13 protein-coding genes are annotated in these 16,013 nt (G+C 68.0%); 5 read left to right on the top strand and 8 right to left on the bottom strand.

What is annotated here, in order from left to right; genetic code table 11:
- Positions 1 to 9: 9 nt before the first annotated feature.
- The gene (locus AC1DMS_RS27495; RefSeq protein WP_478182005.1) at positions 10 to 5,031 is read left to right on the top strand and encodes a malto-oligosyltrehalose synthase; all 5,022 of its coding nucleotides are present in this window, start codon (positions 10 to 12) and stop codon (positions 5,029 to 5,031) included.
- A gap of 735 nt (positions 5,032 to 5,766) precedes the next feature.
- On the opposite strand, the gene AC1DMS_RS27490 is transcribed toward AC1DMS_RS27495, so the two are convergent.
- Positions 5,767 to 6,339, bottom strand: coding sequence for a helix-turn-helix domain-containing protein (locus tag AC1DMS_RS27490; RefSeq protein ID WP_478181998.1), 573 nt, complete (start codon positions 6,337 to 6,339; stop codon positions 5,767 to 5,769).
- A gap of 304 nt (positions 6,340 to 6,643) precedes the next feature.
- On the opposite strand from AC1DMS_RS27490, the gene AC1DMS_RS27485 reads away from it, so the two are divergent.
- A complete protein-coding gene (locus tag AC1DMS_RS27485; protein WP_307597013.1) occupies positions 6,644 to 6,907 on the top strand; it encodes a helix-turn-helix domain-containing protein in 264 nt (87 codons plus the stop codon).
- Between the two features lie 457 nt (positions 6,908 to 7,364).
- Here the strand turns inward: AC1DMS_RS27485 and AC1DMS_RS27480 are convergent, their stop codons facing one another.
- A complete protein-coding gene (locus AC1DMS_RS27480; RefSeq protein ID WP_018902889.1) occupies positions 7,365 to 7,685 on the bottom strand; it encodes a helix-turn-helix domain-containing protein in 321 nt (106 codons plus the stop codon).
- Positions 7,686 to 7,910: 225 nt separating this feature from the next.
- On the opposite strand from AC1DMS_RS27480, the gene AC1DMS_RS27475 reads away from it, so the two are divergent.
- Positions 7,911 to 8,474: a helix-turn-helix domain-containing protein gene (locus AC1DMS_RS27475; protein WP_012747119.1), complete on the top strand. Its 564-nt coding sequence runs from the start codon at positions 7,911 to 7,913 to the stop codon at positions 8,472 to 8,474.
- Between the two features lie 401 nt (positions 8,475 to 8,875).
- Here AC1DMS_RS27475 and AC1DMS_RS27470 read toward each other — a convergent pair whose 3' ends face one another.
- The 3 genes from AC1DMS_RS27470 to AC1DMS_RS27460 all read right to left on the bottom strand — a co-directional run bounded on the left by AC1DMS_RS27470 (position 8,876) and on the right by AC1DMS_RS27460 (position 10,241).
- A complete protein-coding gene (locus tag AC1DMS_RS27470) occupies positions 8,876 to 9,007 on the bottom strand; it encodes a hypothetical protein (protein ID WP_018902887.1) in 132 nt (43 codons plus the stop codon).
- 296 nt (positions 9,008 to 9,303) lie between these two features.
- A complete protein-coding gene (locus tag AC1DMS_RS27465; protein WP_012747121.1) occupies positions 9,304 to 9,642 on the bottom strand; it encodes a PRC-barrel domain-containing protein in 339 nt (112 codons plus the stop codon).
- Between the two features lie 155 nt (positions 9,643 to 9,797).
- Positions 9,798 to 10,241 carry a helix-turn-helix domain-containing protein gene (locus AC1DMS_RS27460; RefSeq protein WP_012747122.1) on the bottom strand — a complete coding sequence of 148 codons (444 nt, stop codon included), beginning with the start codon at positions 10,239 to 10,241 and terminating at the stop codon, positions 9,798 to 9,800.
- 74 nt (positions 10,242 to 10,315) lie between these two features.
- Here AC1DMS_RS27460 and AC1DMS_RS27455 point away from each other — a divergent pair, with 74 nt between their 5' ends.
- Positions 10,316 to 11,167 carry a class I SAM-dependent methyltransferase gene (locus AC1DMS_RS27455; RefSeq protein ID WP_012747123.1) on the top strand — a complete coding sequence of 284 codons (852 nt, stop codon included), beginning with the start codon at positions 10,316 to 10,318 and terminating at the stop codon, positions 11,165 to 11,167.
- A gap of 6 nt (positions 11,168 to 11,173) precedes the next feature.
- On the opposite strand, the gene AC1DMS_RS27450 is transcribed toward AC1DMS_RS27455, so the two are convergent.
- Genes AC1DMS_RS27450 through AC1DMS_RS27440 form a run of 3 tightly spaced genes read right to left on the bottom strand, consistent with a single transcriptional unit; the run spans position 11,174 to position 15,044 of the window.
- Positions 11,174 to 13,708, bottom strand: a complete 2,535-nt coding sequence (locus AC1DMS_RS27450) for a cytochrome c oxidase subunit I (protein ID WP_012747124.1) — start codon at positions 13,706 to 13,708, stop codon at positions 11,174 to 11,176.
- Entirely contained in the window at positions 13,705 to 14,649 is a 945-nt protein-coding gene (locus tag AC1DMS_RS27445) for a cytochrome c oxidase subunit II (protein ID WP_012747125.1), read from the bottom strand. Before AC1DMS_RS27445 ends, AC1DMS_RS27450 begins: the two co-directional genes overlap by 4 nt.
- Entirely contained in the window at positions 14,646 to 15,044 is a 399-nt protein-coding gene (locus AC1DMS_RS27440; RefSeq protein ID WP_012747126.1) for a c-type cytochrome, read from the bottom strand. Before AC1DMS_RS27440 ends, AC1DMS_RS27445 begins: the two co-directional genes overlap by 4 nt.
- Positions 15,045 to 15,131: 87 nt before the next feature.
- Between AC1DMS_RS27440 and AC1DMS_RS27435 the strand changes: the two genes are divergently transcribed.
- Positions 15,132 to 16,004 carry a c-type cytochrome gene (locus AC1DMS_RS27435; RefSeq protein WP_244883339.1) on the top strand — a complete coding sequence of 291 codons (873 nt, stop codon included), beginning with the start codon at positions 15,132 to 15,134 and terminating at the stop codon, positions 16,002 to 16,004.
- The last annotated feature ends 9 nt before the right edge of the window (positions 16,005 to 16,013 follow it).

Here is a 16,013-nt window from a genome sequence, read left to right as displayed (position 1 = left end):
AGCGACGATGTGCTGGAGCGCCTGTGCCGGCACTACGGCATCTCGCCGGCCTACCACGACGCCTTCGGAACGCTGCGCCATGCATCGCCCGAGAACCTGGCCGCGCTGCTGGCCGAGTTCGGCGTGCAGGCGGGTGCCGCAACTGGCGCAGAGGCCGATGCGCCCGCCATGCCACCGGTGCAGGTGGTGCAGGCGCATGCACCGCACTGGTCGCTGCAGCTGCCGCAGCGCTCAGGCAGCCTGCGCTGGCGGCTGCGCGACGAGCAGGGGCTCGTGCGCGAGGGCGAAGCCGACGCGCAGCCCTGGCCGCATGGCAGCTGCACGCTGCAGCTGGCCGAGCCGCTCGCGCCCGGCTATCACTGGCTGCAGATCGACGGCCTGGCCGGCGAGACCCTGCTCGTCGCTTCGCCCGGCCGCTGCTACCGCCCGCCCGCCGTGCAGGACGGTGGCCGCGTCTGGGGGCCGGCGCTGCAGCTGTATGCGCTGCGTTCGGCGCGCAACTGGGGCATCGGCGATTTCGGCGACCTCGAAGCGCTCGTCGACCGCATGGCCGGGCAGGGCGCCGACCTGATCGGCCTGAACCCGCTGCATGCGCTGTTCCCGACCGATCCGCCGCGCGCCAGCCCCTACAGCCCGTCGTCGCGGCAATGGATCAACGTGCTGTACATCGACGTCGAGGCGGTCGACGACTTCGCCGCCTGCGAGGCCGCGCGCCGGCACGTCGAATCGCCGGGGTTCCAGGGCCGGCTCGCGGCGCTGCGGGCCGCGCCGCTGGTCGACCATGCCGGCGTGGCCACCGCCAAGTTCGAAGTGCTGGAGCTGCTGTTCGAGCACTTTCGCGCGCGGCATCTTTCGCCGGCCGGCGCTCCCGATGCACGCGGCGAGGCCTTCCTGGCCTTTGTCTCGGCGCAGGGCGAACCGCTGCGCCAGCACGCCTTGTTCGAGACGCTGCAGGCCCACTTTGCCGCGGCCGATCCGCAGTGCTGGGGCTGGCTCGCATGGCCCGAGGCCTACCGGCAGGCAGATTCGCCCGAGGTGCAGGCCTTTGCGGCCGAGCATGCCGAGCGGCTGCAATACCACCAGTACCTGCAATGGGTGGCCGAGCGCCAGCTCGCGCGCGCGGGCGAACGCTGCAAGGCGCTGGGCATGGGCATCGGGCTCTACCTGGACCTGGCCGTCTCGGTGGACCGCGGCGGTTCCGATGCCTGGGCCGCGCGCCACTGCTTCGCGGTCGGCGCGAGCATCGGCGCGCCGCCCGACGAGTTCAATCCGGCGGGGCAGAACTGGGGCCTGCCGCCGCTGCGCCCCGACCACCTGCGCACGCACCACTACCAGCCCTTCGTGCAGATGCTGCGCGCCAACATGCGGCACGCCGGCGCGCTGCGCATCGACCATGTGATGGGGCTGATGCGCCTGTTCTGGATTCCGCCGGGCCGCTCGCCGCACGACGGCGCTTATGTGCGCTACGCGGTCGAGGAGATGCTGGCCATCGTGGCGGTCGAGAGTCATCGGCATGGCTGCATGGTGGTGGGCGAAGACCTGGGCACGGTGGAGGACGTGATGCGCGAAGCGCTCGCGCGCGCCGACGTGCTCTCCTACCGGCTGCTCTATTTCGAGAAGCAGCAGGGCGGTGGCTTCACGCCCCCTGCGGCCTACCCGGCAGCCGCGCTGGTGGCCATCAGCACGCACGACCTCGCCACGCTCGCGGGTTGGTGGTCGGGCCACGACCTGCGGCTGCGGCTGGCGCTCGGGCTTTTTCCCGATCCGCGGCTGTTCGATGCGCAGCTGCTGGACCGCGCGCAGGAACGCATCCGGCTGATGCTGGCCGTGCGCGAGGCGGGCCTGCTGTCTGCCGACGAGGCGGCGCAGGCGCTGTCGCTCGCAGTGCCTTCGCCGCGCATCATGCAGGCGGTCCACGCGTTCCTGGCCGCGGCGCCGTCGGCGCTGATGGTGTTCCAGCTCGAGGACGTGGCCGGCGAGGTGGAGCAGGCCAACATGCCCGGTACCACCGACACGCATCCCAACTGGCGGCGCAAGCTGGCGCCCAGCGTGCAGGAGCTGGCGGCCGGCGCGGCGATGCAGGGGCTCACGGAACACTTGCGCGCGATTCGCCCGCGCCGCAGCCTGCGCGCGGAAGCGGCGCCGTCCACGCTGCTGCAGGCGCGCGTGCCGCGGGCCACCTACCGGCTGCAGTTCCACCAGGGCTTCGGCTTCGACGACGCCATCCGCGTGCTGCCCTATCTCGCGCAGCTCGGCGTGAGTCATGTGTATTGCTCGCCCATCCAGCGCGCCCGTGCGGGCAGCACGCACGGCTACGACGTGGTGGCCCATGCCGAGGTCAATCCCGAGCTCGGCGGCGCCGAAGGCTTTGCGCGCTTCGTCGCGGCGCTGCAGGCGCACGGCCTCGGGCAGCTGCTCGACATGGTGCCCAACCACATGGGCGTGCTCGGCGCCGACAACGCCTGGTGGATGGACGTGCTGGAGAACGGCCCGGCTTCGCTGTTCGCGCATCACTTCGACATCGACTGGCAGCCGCTCAACAAGGAGCTGGCCGGCAAGGTGCTGCTGCCGGTGCTCGGCGGGCACTACGGCGAGGTGCTCGCGAGCGGGGAGCTGGCGCTGCACTTCGAAGCGGCGCACGGCAGCTTCGCGCTGCGCTACTTCGACCACCGGTTTCCGCTGGCGCCCGAAAGCTATCCCGTGGTTCTTGCATGCGCATTGCCGCACCTGAAGGACCCGATGCTCGCAGCGCAGCTCGCCAGCCTCTCGGCCGCCTTCGGCCACCTGCCCAGCCGCCGTGCGCAGACGCCCGCCGAATGCACCGAGCGCGTGCGCGACAAGGAACTGTTCAAGGCCCGACTCGAGCATCTGGCAGAGGCGCATCCGTCGCTCGCGCGCGCCGTGCTGGCCGCGGTGGCGGAGTTCAACCTGGCTTCGGACGAGGCGCGCGACCAGCTGCACCGGCTCATCGACCTGCAGGCCTACCGGCTCGCCTACTGGCGCGTGGCCGCCGACGAAATCAACTACCGGCGCTTCTTCGACATCAACGACCTGGCGGCCGTGCGCATGGAGCGCGACGAGGTGTTCGAGGCCACGCAGTCCTTCGCGCTCGACCTTGCCGCGGCCGGCGTGGTGGACGGCCTGCGCATCGACCATCCCGATGGCCTGTACGACCCCGCGCGCTACTTCCGCCAGCTGCAGGAAGGCTATGCGCGCCGCGCGGGCATCGTGCTGCCGGCTACCGGCCCCGATGGACGGCCGCCGCGCCCGCTGTACGTGGTGGCCGAGAAGATCGCCGCCTCGGAAGAAGAGGTGCCCGCCGAATGGCATGTGCACGGCACCACCGGCTACCGCTTTGCCAACGTGGCCAACGGCGTGCTCGTGGACACCGCCGCGGCCGACGCCCTGCGGCAGGCCTGGCATGGCTTCACGGGCGAGGCGCAGGACTTCGGCTCGGTCGCAAGGGCCGGCAAGCGCGAGGTCATGCGCAGCGCGCTGTCGTCGGAGCTCAACGTGCTCTCCTCCGAACTGCTCAGGATCGCGCGGGCCGACCGCGGCACGCGCGACTACACGCTCAACGCGCTGCGGCGCGCGCTCGCAGAAGTGGCGGCCTGCATGCCGGTCTACCGCACCTACATCGTCGATGCGCCTTCCGCGCAGGACGCGCATTTCATCGACGCCGCCACCGAGGCCGCCGAGCGCCAGAGCGTCGACGCCGACCGCTCCGTCTTCGCCTTCGTGCGCCGCTCCTTGCGTGGCGAGACCGCGGCCACGCACGCGCCACCGGCGCTGGCCGGGCGCGTGCGCCGGTTCGCGATGCGCTTCCAGCAGTTCAGCGCGCCGGTCGCGGCCAAGGGCGTGGAGGACACCTCGTTCTACCGCTACTTTCCGCTCAGTTCGCTCAACGAGGTCGGCGGCGAGCCCGACCAGTTCGGCTTCGACGTGCCCGAGTTCCATGCATTGAGCGCCGACCGCGCGCGGCACTGGCCGCACACCATGCTCGCGACCTCCACGCACGACAACAAGCGATCGGAAGAGGTGCGCAACCGCATCGACGTGCTCTCCGAAATGCCCGGCGAGTGGCGCGACGCGCTCGCGCGCTGGCACGCGCTGTGCCGCGGCGGCGAGCCAGCGGGCGCGGCGCCGTCGCGCGCCGACGAATACCTGCTCTACCAGACCCTGCTCGGCACCTTGCCCTTCGGCGGCCTCGATGCTGCCGACGTGCCGGCCTATGCCGCGCGTGTGTGGCAGTACATGCAGAAGGCCGCGCGCGAAGCCAAGCTCCACACGCGCTGGACCCAGCCCGATGCACCGTACGAAGCGGCGCTCGAAGGCCTGGTGCAGCGGATCCTCTCGGACCTGTCGAAGGACGGCTGCCTTGCGGACATCCAGCGCCTGGCCGATCGCTTGTCATGGTTCGGTGCGTGGAACGGCTTGACGCTCACGCTGCTGAAGTACGGCTCGCCGGGCGTGCCGGATCTCTATCAAGGAAGCGAGCTGATCGACCTGAGCCTGGTCGATCCCGACAACCGGCGGCCGGTGGACTATGAACTGCGCAGCCGTCGGCTCGATGAGCTCCAGGCGATGGCAGGCGGGCACGACCTTGCTGCGCGCGTGCAGGCGCTGGCCGGGTCGCCGCACGATGGCCGCGCGAAGCTCTGGTTCATCTGGCGGCTGCTGTCGATGCGGCGCGCGCATGCGGAACTATTCCGCGAAGGCAGCTACGAAGGGCTCGCGGTCGAAGGGCCGCTGGCGCGGCATGTGGTGCCCTTTGCGCGCAGGCACGAAGGGCGGACGCTGGTGGTGATGGCGGGGCGGTTGTTTGCGGGGATTGCGTGCGCCGGGGCGGATGGTGTGCCGGTGCTTCCCGATGCGGAGGCGTGGAGGGGGACGAGGGTGGTGTTGCCTGAGGATCTCGGAGGCGCAACGCTGGTGAACGTGCTCACCGGCGAATCGCTGGCTGCCGAGGATCGCGTCGTCTCGCTGAAAGATGCGTTCTGCCGCATGCCTTGGGCTATCTTCCAAAAATAGGAGCTTGATTCATCGAATCGTTTGCAGAGTAGCGGAGTGCGGCCGACTGGACGTAGTTCAGAGATCCGCCGCTCTCGGAGACTTGGCTGAGCGAGGTCGAGAACTACTTGAGCGAAGTCGACTCATGGTTGAGCAGCGGGACGCCGAAGCAGAGGTGTGTCGGACGTCGTCGGAAATGATCGGCACTCATGATGTTGGCGCCGCAATAAACTTCAAACTGTTCGGGACCTGAGAATCTCGACAGCGCCGACGCAACGTCGGTGCACCGCCAGCCGGCCAAGCCGCCGGCGCCCGAGTTGCGCCAAGCGCCACGGGGGATCACTTCAACGTGAAATCTTATGACGCACAGAACCAACCTCTGCGCGCTCCGCGAGAGCGCTTTCTGGGCTCAAGGCCACCTTTGTTTTTGCTGTCTGCACCCGATGTAGCGCGCAGACGCGAAAGCGTTCGCAGTGGCGCATGGCATCTCGCCCGACCGGGCGCGAATGGTTCGGCTGACGGCCGAGCACCTGACCCGCGAAGATCGATGGCGGGCGCACCATTGCTTCCAACATCGCGGCCGCTTGCTGTGACTGGAACCGCTGCCGCCATGCGCTGGTTCCGGGCGCCGCCCCCCACCCCGAAGCTTATTCATTCTTTGTGCTGCTGAGTGTTGCCGCCGGAGTTTGGCTTGCGAAGGCGCCGACGATTGAGGATCCGTGTCGCCCCGCAGCGCGGCAGTGCCGCCAGAACAGCCTACTCTCGCAGCGTGAACACTACGGACAGGTAAGAGACCGGCTGAGTGTGAATGGCCTCGATCCCATGCAGTGCGGTCGCTTCGAACAGCAGCGAGTCCCCAGCCCCCACCCCGACTGACTTGCCGCCATAGCGGTAGGTGACCCCCCCGGAGAGGAAGTACAGGAACTTCAAGCCGGGGTGCTGGAAGGTCACGTAGGGATCGGCGCCGGGCAGCAATGTGACCAGGTAGGGCTCGACGAACAGGTTGCCCGACAGCAGGTGGCCCAGCAGCTCGTAGCGGTAGTCCGCCACCGCGCCGATGCGATCGACCAAGACACCATGTCCTGCACGCACATGGCAAAAGTCAGTGCGCCGCGCCTGGTCACTGAAGAAGCGTGAGGTCGGCACGTGCAGCCCCTGCGCCAGGCGCTCCAGTGTCTCCACCGAAGGCGAGACCAGCCCGCGCTCGATGCGAGAAAGCATCGACGCAGAAATCCCCGAGGTCTTGGCCAGTTCGCCGCCAGACACCTCGGCCGCCATGCGCAGCGCCCGCACCTGCGCGCCGATGCGGGCTGTGGAGAGGCTGCGCACAACAGGTGCGGGTTGCCGTGGCCGGACACGCGTCACCGACGCTGGCAAGCGCAACGGGTGAGCCGTTGGCAGAGGCGAAGCGAGCTGTCGACGCGCCATTTGAATCTCACTCCGCTCCAGATAGTTGAGTTGTCGAAGGAAGAAATTTGATCGAACCAAAACACACTTTGCGTTTTATTTTCAGCTAGTTTGCCAGAATCCGCCTCCTAACCAAACTGATAGTTTGTGTACTCTTAGTGTTGGAGATTGAAAACTTGGGCGCATGCCCCGAGTAGTTGCAAACAAGCCCCAGCCACTGGACTCTGTGTCCAGCAAAGAGCTGGAGCGTCTGCAACAAGCATTTGGCGAGCATCTGCGCGCCTTACGGCACGACCGCCTCATCACGATCGAGCAACTTGCGGAGTTGGCCGGCTTGCACCCCAATTACGTTGGTTCTGTTGAACGAGGCGAGCGCAACTTGTCGCTCTTCAACATTTGGAGGCTGGCCGGCGGCCTGGAGGTCTCGGTCTCGCAACTTGTGGAAACGCTGCCCGCGCGGGTGGTCAAGCGTGGCCGCCGAGCCAGCTAACAGCCCCCGTCACACTCAGGCAAAGTACGTCGCCGAGCCGAGTAATCCTCCGACGATCGACAGGCAGTGCAGGCATATATTCGACAAGGTGCCCCGCAGGGAGCCCGTCGCCGGCGTGGGCGGGAGTTCGTCGGACTATGCCCGCCGACCTCCCGCCCATGCCATCCTTCTCATCTTGTTTGACGCGCTCTTCTCATCCTGATTGTTGCGCCGCAACCAAACGCACGCGGTCTACAACTGGGGGCGCAAGATCCGGCACCAGCTTCCGAAGCTGCGCACAATCAAGGGGCGGCGCGAAGAGAACGGGCCCTCCCTAAACGAAAAGGCCTCCAGCTCCGACCGCTCGGTCGCATGGCTCTGCCACAAGGAAAAAGGCCGAAACCCGCATGGATGCTAGGTTTCGACCGTTCTTGGTGTTGGTGGTGGCCCTGAGTAACTCGACCACTCGACCCACGGACTAAGCGTCCGTTGCTTGCGACTGCTGCCCGGCATTTTGCTGCTCGGTCAAAACGGACTCGGTTTCGAGCAGCAGTTCGCCAGCAGTACGACCGAGAGCGTTCGCGATGCGCAGGATCATGGCGAGTGTTGGCATGTGTTCACCGCGCTCGATTTTTCCCATGTGCGACCGTTCGATGCCTGCTTGGTGGGCCAATGCTTCCTGTCCGACACCATCCGCCGTTCGCAGCGCTCTCACGACGGCGCCAAATGCAAGGGCCGGCTCGACCTCAAATGTGGTTGCCCCAAGTGGCCTTCCTCTCCGCGTGACTTGCTTCTGCATGGACAGAAGGCTCGGATTTGGAGACAATTAAAACCACGTTATCTTTAACTCATAACTTCTTCTCTGGTGCAGATCTCTTAGTTTGCAATCCGCATCGCGGCTTGCCAGCGAATTCCAATGACGCGTCGACAGCTTGCCTCGCCTCTTCCAACGGCACGACCGTTGCGGCTTCCGCGCTCGGTGACGCATTTTCTGCCGCGGCAGTCAACGCCGGTCGTGCGCAGCATGTCTGCGGCGCGCATCGGCGCGCAGGTGAGGGCGCTTCGCATGGCGGCTGAGATGTCGGCTGGTTCGCTGGCAAAGGCCTCGGGGGTCTCTGCTTCGATGCTTTCGCGCATCGAGCGTGGTCTGGTGTCACCGTCGGTGGAGACCTTGGAGCGCGTTGCGCAGGGGTTGCATGTGCCGGTGTCGCGCTTCTTCGGAGATCAGGCGCGCCGCACGGACTTCTCTCATGTGCGTGCGGGGAAGGGCGTTGTTGTCGATCGGGTCGGCGCGGTCAAGGACTACCGCTACGAACTGCTGGGGCACCTCCTTTCGGGCAACCTGTTTGTTGAGCCCTATCTGGTCACGCTGTTGCCCGGTGCCGATCCCTACGTGACCTTCCAACACCCGGGCCTCAAGTTCCTGTACTTCCTGTCCGGGGAAGTGACCTACCGCTACGGTGCCAAGACAGCTGCGGTGAGGGCGGGGGACTCGCTGCTGTTCGATGCGACCGCGCTGCACGGCATCGAGGTGATAGAGGTCCAGCCGGTGTCCTACCTGTCAGTGGTGTTCACACTGCGCGAGTGAGGAGGGAGCAGGCGAGTCTTCCCGAGGGCGATCTTCGGTGTGTCTTGTGTGCAAGAGCCCGAGGAGCTCTCGCGCGGAATAAGTGAAGATGTGTTCGGGATGTCCGGCCGTAGGTCGTATGCACTTCCCGCTCGCGATGACTCGTGGCCGGGCGGCCTTGGCATCTTCCGACGACAGTTACCGAGACCTCGACGGCCAGCACTTGGTCGATTTGAACATGCATCCGGCTCGGCGGTTCTCGAGGGTCGAGGGGCTTTTTGGGGCCGTTCCTTTCGTCAGGGATTCCGCGTGTTGGCTCGCGCTCGCTGCCGTTGCCTCTGCGTCCGTTCGCCCGGTGCTATCGCGCCCGAGCGAGGATGGATTGTTCGCAGACTCGATTCGCGTGGTATCGCTCTTCTCCTTCACTCCTCGATGTTCGGCATGCCGAACATCGAGGAGTCGCGCGTGGAAAGGCGTGCTTGCCTGCTTACGTGATGGTGGCCTTGGCTGTTGAATTCCGCCGACTTTGACTGGGTCACTTCGATGGCAATCAAGGGGCTGTCCGCGCGGCGTGTTGATCCCTGCTTTGAACTATCGCCCTAATTGACGAATGTCAACCAAGCGATCGACACTCCCGGAAAGGGCCAAACCCGCGAGGAGACCAAGATGCTGTCGAACTTGAGCCAACTGTGCCGCCGCGGCCTGTTGCGGCAGAAGGATACGCTCCTCCTGATGACCACCTTGACGGCGCTGTCGTCCTGGCTCGTGTTCTGGTTCGGCGACTGACCGCCGCCCGGCGGCGATGGCAGCAGCCGCCGTATCCGGTGAGGCTACGGACGGCCGTGGGCTTTCAAAGCCCGTAGTACTTGTCCACCGTCCCGCTGTACGTATCGTCGTACTCGGGCACGCGGTCGCTCGCATACTTGGGCGCACCTTCGATCTGCGCCTTGGTCAACGGCACCACATAGCCGTCCTGCGAGGTGTCGTACTTCAGCATGGACCAGGGGAGCGGATAGCGGTCCGTGCCCATGCCCAGGAAGCCGCCGAACTCCAACACGGCATAGCGGACCTGGCCCGAGATCTTGTCGATCATGAGTTCATCGATGCTGCCGAGCTTGTCTCCCGACGTGTTGTAGACGGATGTCCCCTCGACACGATCCGACGAAATAACTGGATTGGCGCTCACCATGGAAAAGTCTCCGGCCGGCATTTCTGGGGGATGACGGCATAGATTGCAGTGCCCAGGGTTGCAACTTTCGATCCAGAAAATCCGCGCCGCATCGGCCAAGAGACCGTCGTGTTGTAGGAGGCTGTCTGGCAGCCGGGTGCAGCATGAGGCAGCACCTAATTCGGCAACTTCGGCGCCTTCTTTTTTTCGCGTGCGCCAATGGCGCCGGAGGCCGCGGCGCGGACGATGCGCCTGAAGGTCGGGCACTCCATGTGGCTGGGCGCGGGGCAGGCCGCCGCGTGCCGCAGGCCGTCGCGCATGGCGCTCAGTTTGCGGATGGTGCGGTCGAGCTCTTCGGCCTTGGCGGCGAGCATTTGCCGGTCGATGCGCGGTGCGCCCTCGGGCGCGAACATGCGCGCGATCTCGTCGAGCGAGAAGCCCGCGGCGCGTCCCACCGCGATGAGCGCGAGGCGTTCCAGCACGCCGGCACCGAACAGGCGGCGCAGGCCGTGCCGGCCGGTGGAGGCGATGAGCCCCTTTTCCTCGTAGAAGCGCAGCGTCGATGCGGGGACGCCGGATTGCTGTGCCACTTGGGCGATGTCCAGATGTTGTGCCGCCACCTCTTGACCTCAAGTCGACTTGAAGTTGCACAGTCTAGCTTTCGCCCAAACAGACACGCCAAGGACAAACCATCATGGACATCACGGACCAGCAACACAACGAACAAGCCGCCCTCTGGAACGGCCGCGGCGGCCGCGCCTGGGTCGATGCGCAGGAGTCGCTCGACCAGCTGTTCGCGCCGTTCGAGAACTTGCTGGTGGACGAGGCGCGCGCCGCCTCCGCGCAGCGGGTGCTCGACGTGGGCTGCGGCACCGGTGCCACCACGCTGGCCATCGCAGGGGTGCTCGGCGCGGCGGGGCATTGCGTCGGCGCCGACATCTCCGAGCCGATGATTGCCGCCGCCCGCGTGCGCGCCGAACGGGCGGGAATACCGGCAAGCTTCATCTGCGGCGACGTGCAGCGGCACGCCTTCGAGCCCGCGAGCTTCGACCTGGTCGTTTCGCGCTTCGGCGTGATGTTCTTCGACAGCCCGGTGCAGGCCTTTGCGAACCTGCGGCATGCCGCGAAGGATGGCGCCGCGCTTCGGGCCATCGCATGGCGCAGCGCCGCAGAGAACCCATTCATGACGACGGCCGAGCGCGCCGCCGCGCCGCTGCTGCCGAACCTGCCGGCGCGCAGGCCGGGTGCGCCGGGACAGTTCTCCTTCGCGGACCGCGATCGGGTGGTGTCCATCCTGGAAGAGAGCGGCTGGGCCGGCATCGACATCCGGCCGATCGATGTGGAATGCACATTGCCCGAGAAGGCGCTGCATGGCTATCTCACGCGGCTCGGCCCCGTCGGGCTCGTTCTCCAGGATGCGGACGAGCGAACGCGCACACGGGTCACCGAGGGCATGCGCGCGGCGTTCGAGCCCTATGTGCACGGCAGCGAAGTCCGCTTCACCGCCGCCTGCTGGACGATCGGCGCGCGGGCGCCGGCCGCGTAGCGGCGCTCAGCCCAGGAGCCGCGGCACGCCCTGCACCGCAAGCGCTCCGATGATTCCCTGCGCTGTCACGCAGTGCCACATCAGCGCGGTGTTGTCGATGGTCGCGCGGGCCGCGGGCTGCAGCCTGCCCGACCACGAACGCACGAGCACATAGCCACCCATCAGCATCAGCACTGCGATGTGGAAGGCCTGGTAGCCCAGCAGCATGCCAACCGATGCGCTCCAGCCTTGGGCGCGCGGATCGAGCCCGGCGAGCTGGTGGCCGCCGATGTCGAGCGCCGCCGCACCGGCCGCGCAGGCCATGGCCAGTGCCGCAAGCATGCGCAGCCTGCGCTGGCGGCGCGGATCTGCTGCATGCAGCCTGCGCGCGGCCAGCGCCATCGCGGCCGAGCCGGCCGCGAGCAGCAGCGCCGCGCCCAGCGGCCAGCGCAGGGGCGGCAGCGCGGCACCGGGCGGCGGGCACACGTCGCTGGCCATCGACAGGTGCACATGGGTGTACAGCAGCGACACGAAGATCGTCATGTCCACCGCAATCAGCACGACCATGGCCCACCACGAGTGCGATGCCCGCCCCCGCGCGCCGACCGGCAGCTGCACGCCATGGCCGACGTCGACCGTGGCCACCGGCGGCGGACGGTCGGAGTCCCACAGCCAGCGCAGGATGCATGCCACCGCGATCACGCCGCAGGCCAGCGCAGGCAGCGTCTGCGACACCGTGAGAAGCAGGAAGAAACCCGCGGTGCCGGCGGCTGCCGCCAGCGGCCACCAGCTGTCGGTCGGCAGGCGCAGCAGGTGCATCGGCCGCGCATCGCGCGGGCTGGTCACCAGCGTTTCGCGGCCGCCGAAGACGGTGCCCGGCAGCCAGTGCCGACCGGCCTCCACCTCCTGCGGCAGCGCGAGCCGCCGCCACAGCGGATAGCGCGAATCCACCTGCGGAATGCTGCGCACGCCGTATTCGCGCGGCGGCAGCCATTCGAGCGTGCCGGCGCGCCAGGGATTGCCATGGTCCTGCCCGGGCCGGCGCAGCGTGCGCGCCGCGTCCACCGTGAAGAGCAGCACACCGGCCGCCAGCGTGTAGGCGCCAAGGGTGGACAGCATGTTGAGCGCGTTCCAGCCCAGGTCGGCGCTGTAGGTGTACACGCGCCGCGGCATGCCGAGCATGCCCGCGATGTGCATCGGAAAGAAGGCGAGGTTGAAGCCGCCGAACATGAGCCCGAACACCCAGCGGCCCCAGCGCTCGGAAAGCCGGTGGCCGTTGAAGACCGGCGCCCAGTAGTAGAAGCCCGCGAACACCGGAAACACCATGCCGCCGATGAGCACGTAGTGCAGGTGCGCGACGATGAAGTAGCTGTCGTGCGCCTGCCAGTCGAAGGGCAGCACTGCCACCATCACGCCCGTGAGGCCGCCCAGCACGAAGATGAAGTGAAAGCCCAGGAGGAACAGCGTGGGCGCATCGAGCGCGACGCGGCCGCGCCAGAAGGTGGCGATCCACGCGAACACCTGCACGCCGCTCGGTATGGCGACGATGAAGCTCGCGGCCGACACCACCAGCAGCGAGAGATTGCCCAGGCCCGCGGTGAACATGTGGTGCACCCACAGCGCAAAGCTCACCACGCCCACGCCGATGAGCGCCAGCACCACCGCCCGGTGGCCCACCAGCGGCGTGCCCGCGAGCGTGGCGACCATCATCGACACCATGCCGGCCGCGGGCAGGAAGATGATGTAGACCTCCGGGTGGCCGAAGAACCAGAACAGGTGCTGCCACAGCAGCGGATCGCCGCCGCGCGCGGGAATGAAGAAGGGCCAGTCGAGCGCGCGCTCCAGCTCCAGCAGCATGGTCGCCGCGATCACCGCGGGAAACGCGAAGACGATCATCAGCGCGGTGACCAGCATGGCCCAGGCGAAGATCGGCATGCGCATCAGCGTCATGCCGGGCGCGCGCGTGAACAGCACGCCCACGATCAGCTCGATGGCGCCCGCAATGGCCGAGATCTCGATGAACCCGATGCCCAGCAGCCACCAGTCGGCGCCGCGCCCGGGCGAGAACTCCTTGCCGGTGAGCGGCGGATACATGAACCAGCCGCCATCGGGTGACACGCCGAAGAACAGCGTGCAGAAGAAGGCGATGCCGCCGATGGCATAGGCCCAGAACGCATAGGCCGAGAGCAGCGGAAAGGGCAGGTCGCGCGCGCCCAGCATGCCCGGCAGCAGGTAGATGGCCACGGCCTCGACGATGGGCACCGCAAACAGGAACATCATCACGGTGCCGTGCATCGTGAAGAGCTGGTTGTAGGTGCCCGCGTCGATCAGGTGGTTGTCCGGCACCGCGAGCTGCGTGCGCATCATCAGCGCCAGGATGCCGGCCAGCACGAAGAAGAGCATGGCGGTGGCGATGTAGAACACGCCGATGCGCGTGTTGTTCACCGCCGAGAAGAGCCGCCAGCCGGTGGGCGGGCGCCACGCGCGCTCGAGGGCCTCGCGCTCGCCTGCGGGGCGCGGCGGCAGATTCGAAGGATCTTCCTTGGGAGCCTGCGTCGTCATTTCAGTTGCGCGAGCCAGGCCGCGATGGATTGCAGGTCGGCCTCGCCGATGCGCTCGCCGGAGGAGGGCATGCGCGCGCCCGGCTTCAGCTGCTGCGTGTGGGCCACCCAGGCGGCGAGCTGCGCGGCATCGTTGGGCGCGGTGCCGGCGCCCAGGTGCAGCCGGCTGCCCACGTGCGTGAGGTCGGGCCCGAGGCGGCTCTGCTCGCTGACGCCGCGCACGGTGTGGCAGGCGTTGCAGCGGTGCGCGAGGAAGGCCTCGCGGCCGCGTTCGAGCTCGCGCGAAGCCGCGGCCGCCGGCCGTGCCTGCCCCGCAAGCCATGCATCGAAAGCCGCGGGCTCTTCGGCCACCACGTGCAGCGCCATGCGCGCATGCTGCTCGCCGCAGTATTCGGCGCACTGCCCGCGCCAGGTGCCGGGCCGGCCGGCCTGCAGCAGCAGGTGCTGCACGCGGCCGGGCAGCATGTCCATCTTGCCGCCGAGCGAGGGCACCCAGAAACTGTGGATCACGTCGGCGCTGCCAAGGCCGAAATAGACCGGCCGGCCGACCGGAATGCGGATCTCGTTCGCCGTGACCACCTCGGCGCCGCTGGCGGGGTCGCGGTAGCGCACCTCCCACCACCACATGTGGCCCGTGACGCCGACGATCAGCGCGCCGGGCGGTGGAATGGGCCGCCACGGCGGCCGGTGGAATTCGCTGTGGGCGAAGAGCGCCGAGAGCACCACCGTCGGAAAAGCAAGGCCGCCGCCGAGCAGCCACCAGCGCGTGTTCACCCGGCCGCCACCGCGGTGGCGAACGGCCAGTGCGAGCAGCAGCATCACGCCGGCGAAGATCACCGCGCCGCCCACCGCCAGCACGCCGCTCACTTCGAGCAGCGATTGCGCGACGGGGCCGGCGGCCCGCAGGGCGGATTGGGGTGCGCCCTCGCTCGCCGCGTTCATTTCTCGAGCGCGAGCAGGTAGGCCGCCATGTCGCGCGCGTCCTGGGGCGACACACCCATTGCAGGCATGGTGGTGCCCGGCACCACGGCGGCCGGCGCCACGATCCAGCGCACCAGGGCGTCGGGGCCGTTCGGCACCTGGCCGGCAATGTAGCTGCGCTTGCCGAAGGCGGCGAGCGTGGGGCCGGTGCGGCCGCGCGCGGCCTGCACGTCGGGGATGGTGTGGCAGCTTCCGCACTGGTATTGCGCCAGCAGCTGCCTTCCGCGCTCGCGCTGCGCGGGCGGCGCGCGCTCGAAGATGGGGCTGCTCTCTCCCGGCGTGCATCCGGCCGCGAGCGCCACCAGCACCAGCAGGGCGAGCGGGCACACGGCAGGGCATGACGGGGCGGCCACCATGCCGCGATTCTGCGGATTGGAATGCGGCTTGCGCCGACATGGCGGCGCCGGTGCGCGTCGGACAATGCCGCCAATTGAATGCTGCCGATGGGTGCACCCAAGACCGCTCTACTCACCGTCGCCGCGCTGGGCATCGCGGGCGTGGCGGCGGGCGCGCTGGTGGTGTATGGCGGCCTCTACGACGTGGCGGCCACGCAGCAGCATTTCCAGCCGGTCTATTCGATGCTGGAAACCGCCATGCGCCAGTCGGTGAAGATGCGCGCGCGCAACATCGAGCCGCCGCGGCTCGACGACGAGCGGCTGGTGATGCGCGGCGCGGCCTGTTTTCGCGACAAGTGCGTGCAATGCCATGGTGCGCCGGGCGTCGCGCAGGGCGACATCGGAAAGAGCATGCAGCCGCTGCCGGGGCCGCTGGTGGATGCGCGGCACCACTGGAAGCCGCGCGAACTGTACTGGCTGACCAAGCACGGCATCCGCATGAGCGGCATGCCGGCCTGGGAGTTCAGGTTGTCCGAGGAAGACCTGTGGTCGGTGGTGGCGTTCATGGCGCGCCTGCCCGAGCTCACGCCGCAGCAGTATGCCGAAGCCACGCGCGTGGAGCCCACCGGCGCACAGGGCGCACAGGGCGCACCGGCGCGGCCGGCATGCGGGCCGGCAGATGGCGCCGCGCCGCTGCGGGCGGCCGATGCGCAGCGCGGCGCGCGGGCGCTGCCCCAGTACGCATGCAGCGCCTGCCACACGATCCCCGGCATCACGAGCTCGTCGCCCAACGTGGGGCCGCCGCTTGCGGGCATGGGCGGCCGTTCGCTGATTGCGGGAAAGCTCGCCAACACGCCGGACAACATGGTGCGCTGGCTGCGCCACACGCACGAGGTCGATCCGCTCACGGCCATGCCGCAGATGAGCGTGTCCGAGCAGGACGCGCGGGATATCGCCGCCTATCTGGCGGCGCTGCGCTGACCAGCCTTT

Source organism: Variovorax sp. 05T418 (genome assembly GCF_056396385.1).
The sequence above is the reverse complement of the archived record's forward strand: the minus strand, read 5'-3'. Positions and strand labels throughout refer to the sequence as shown.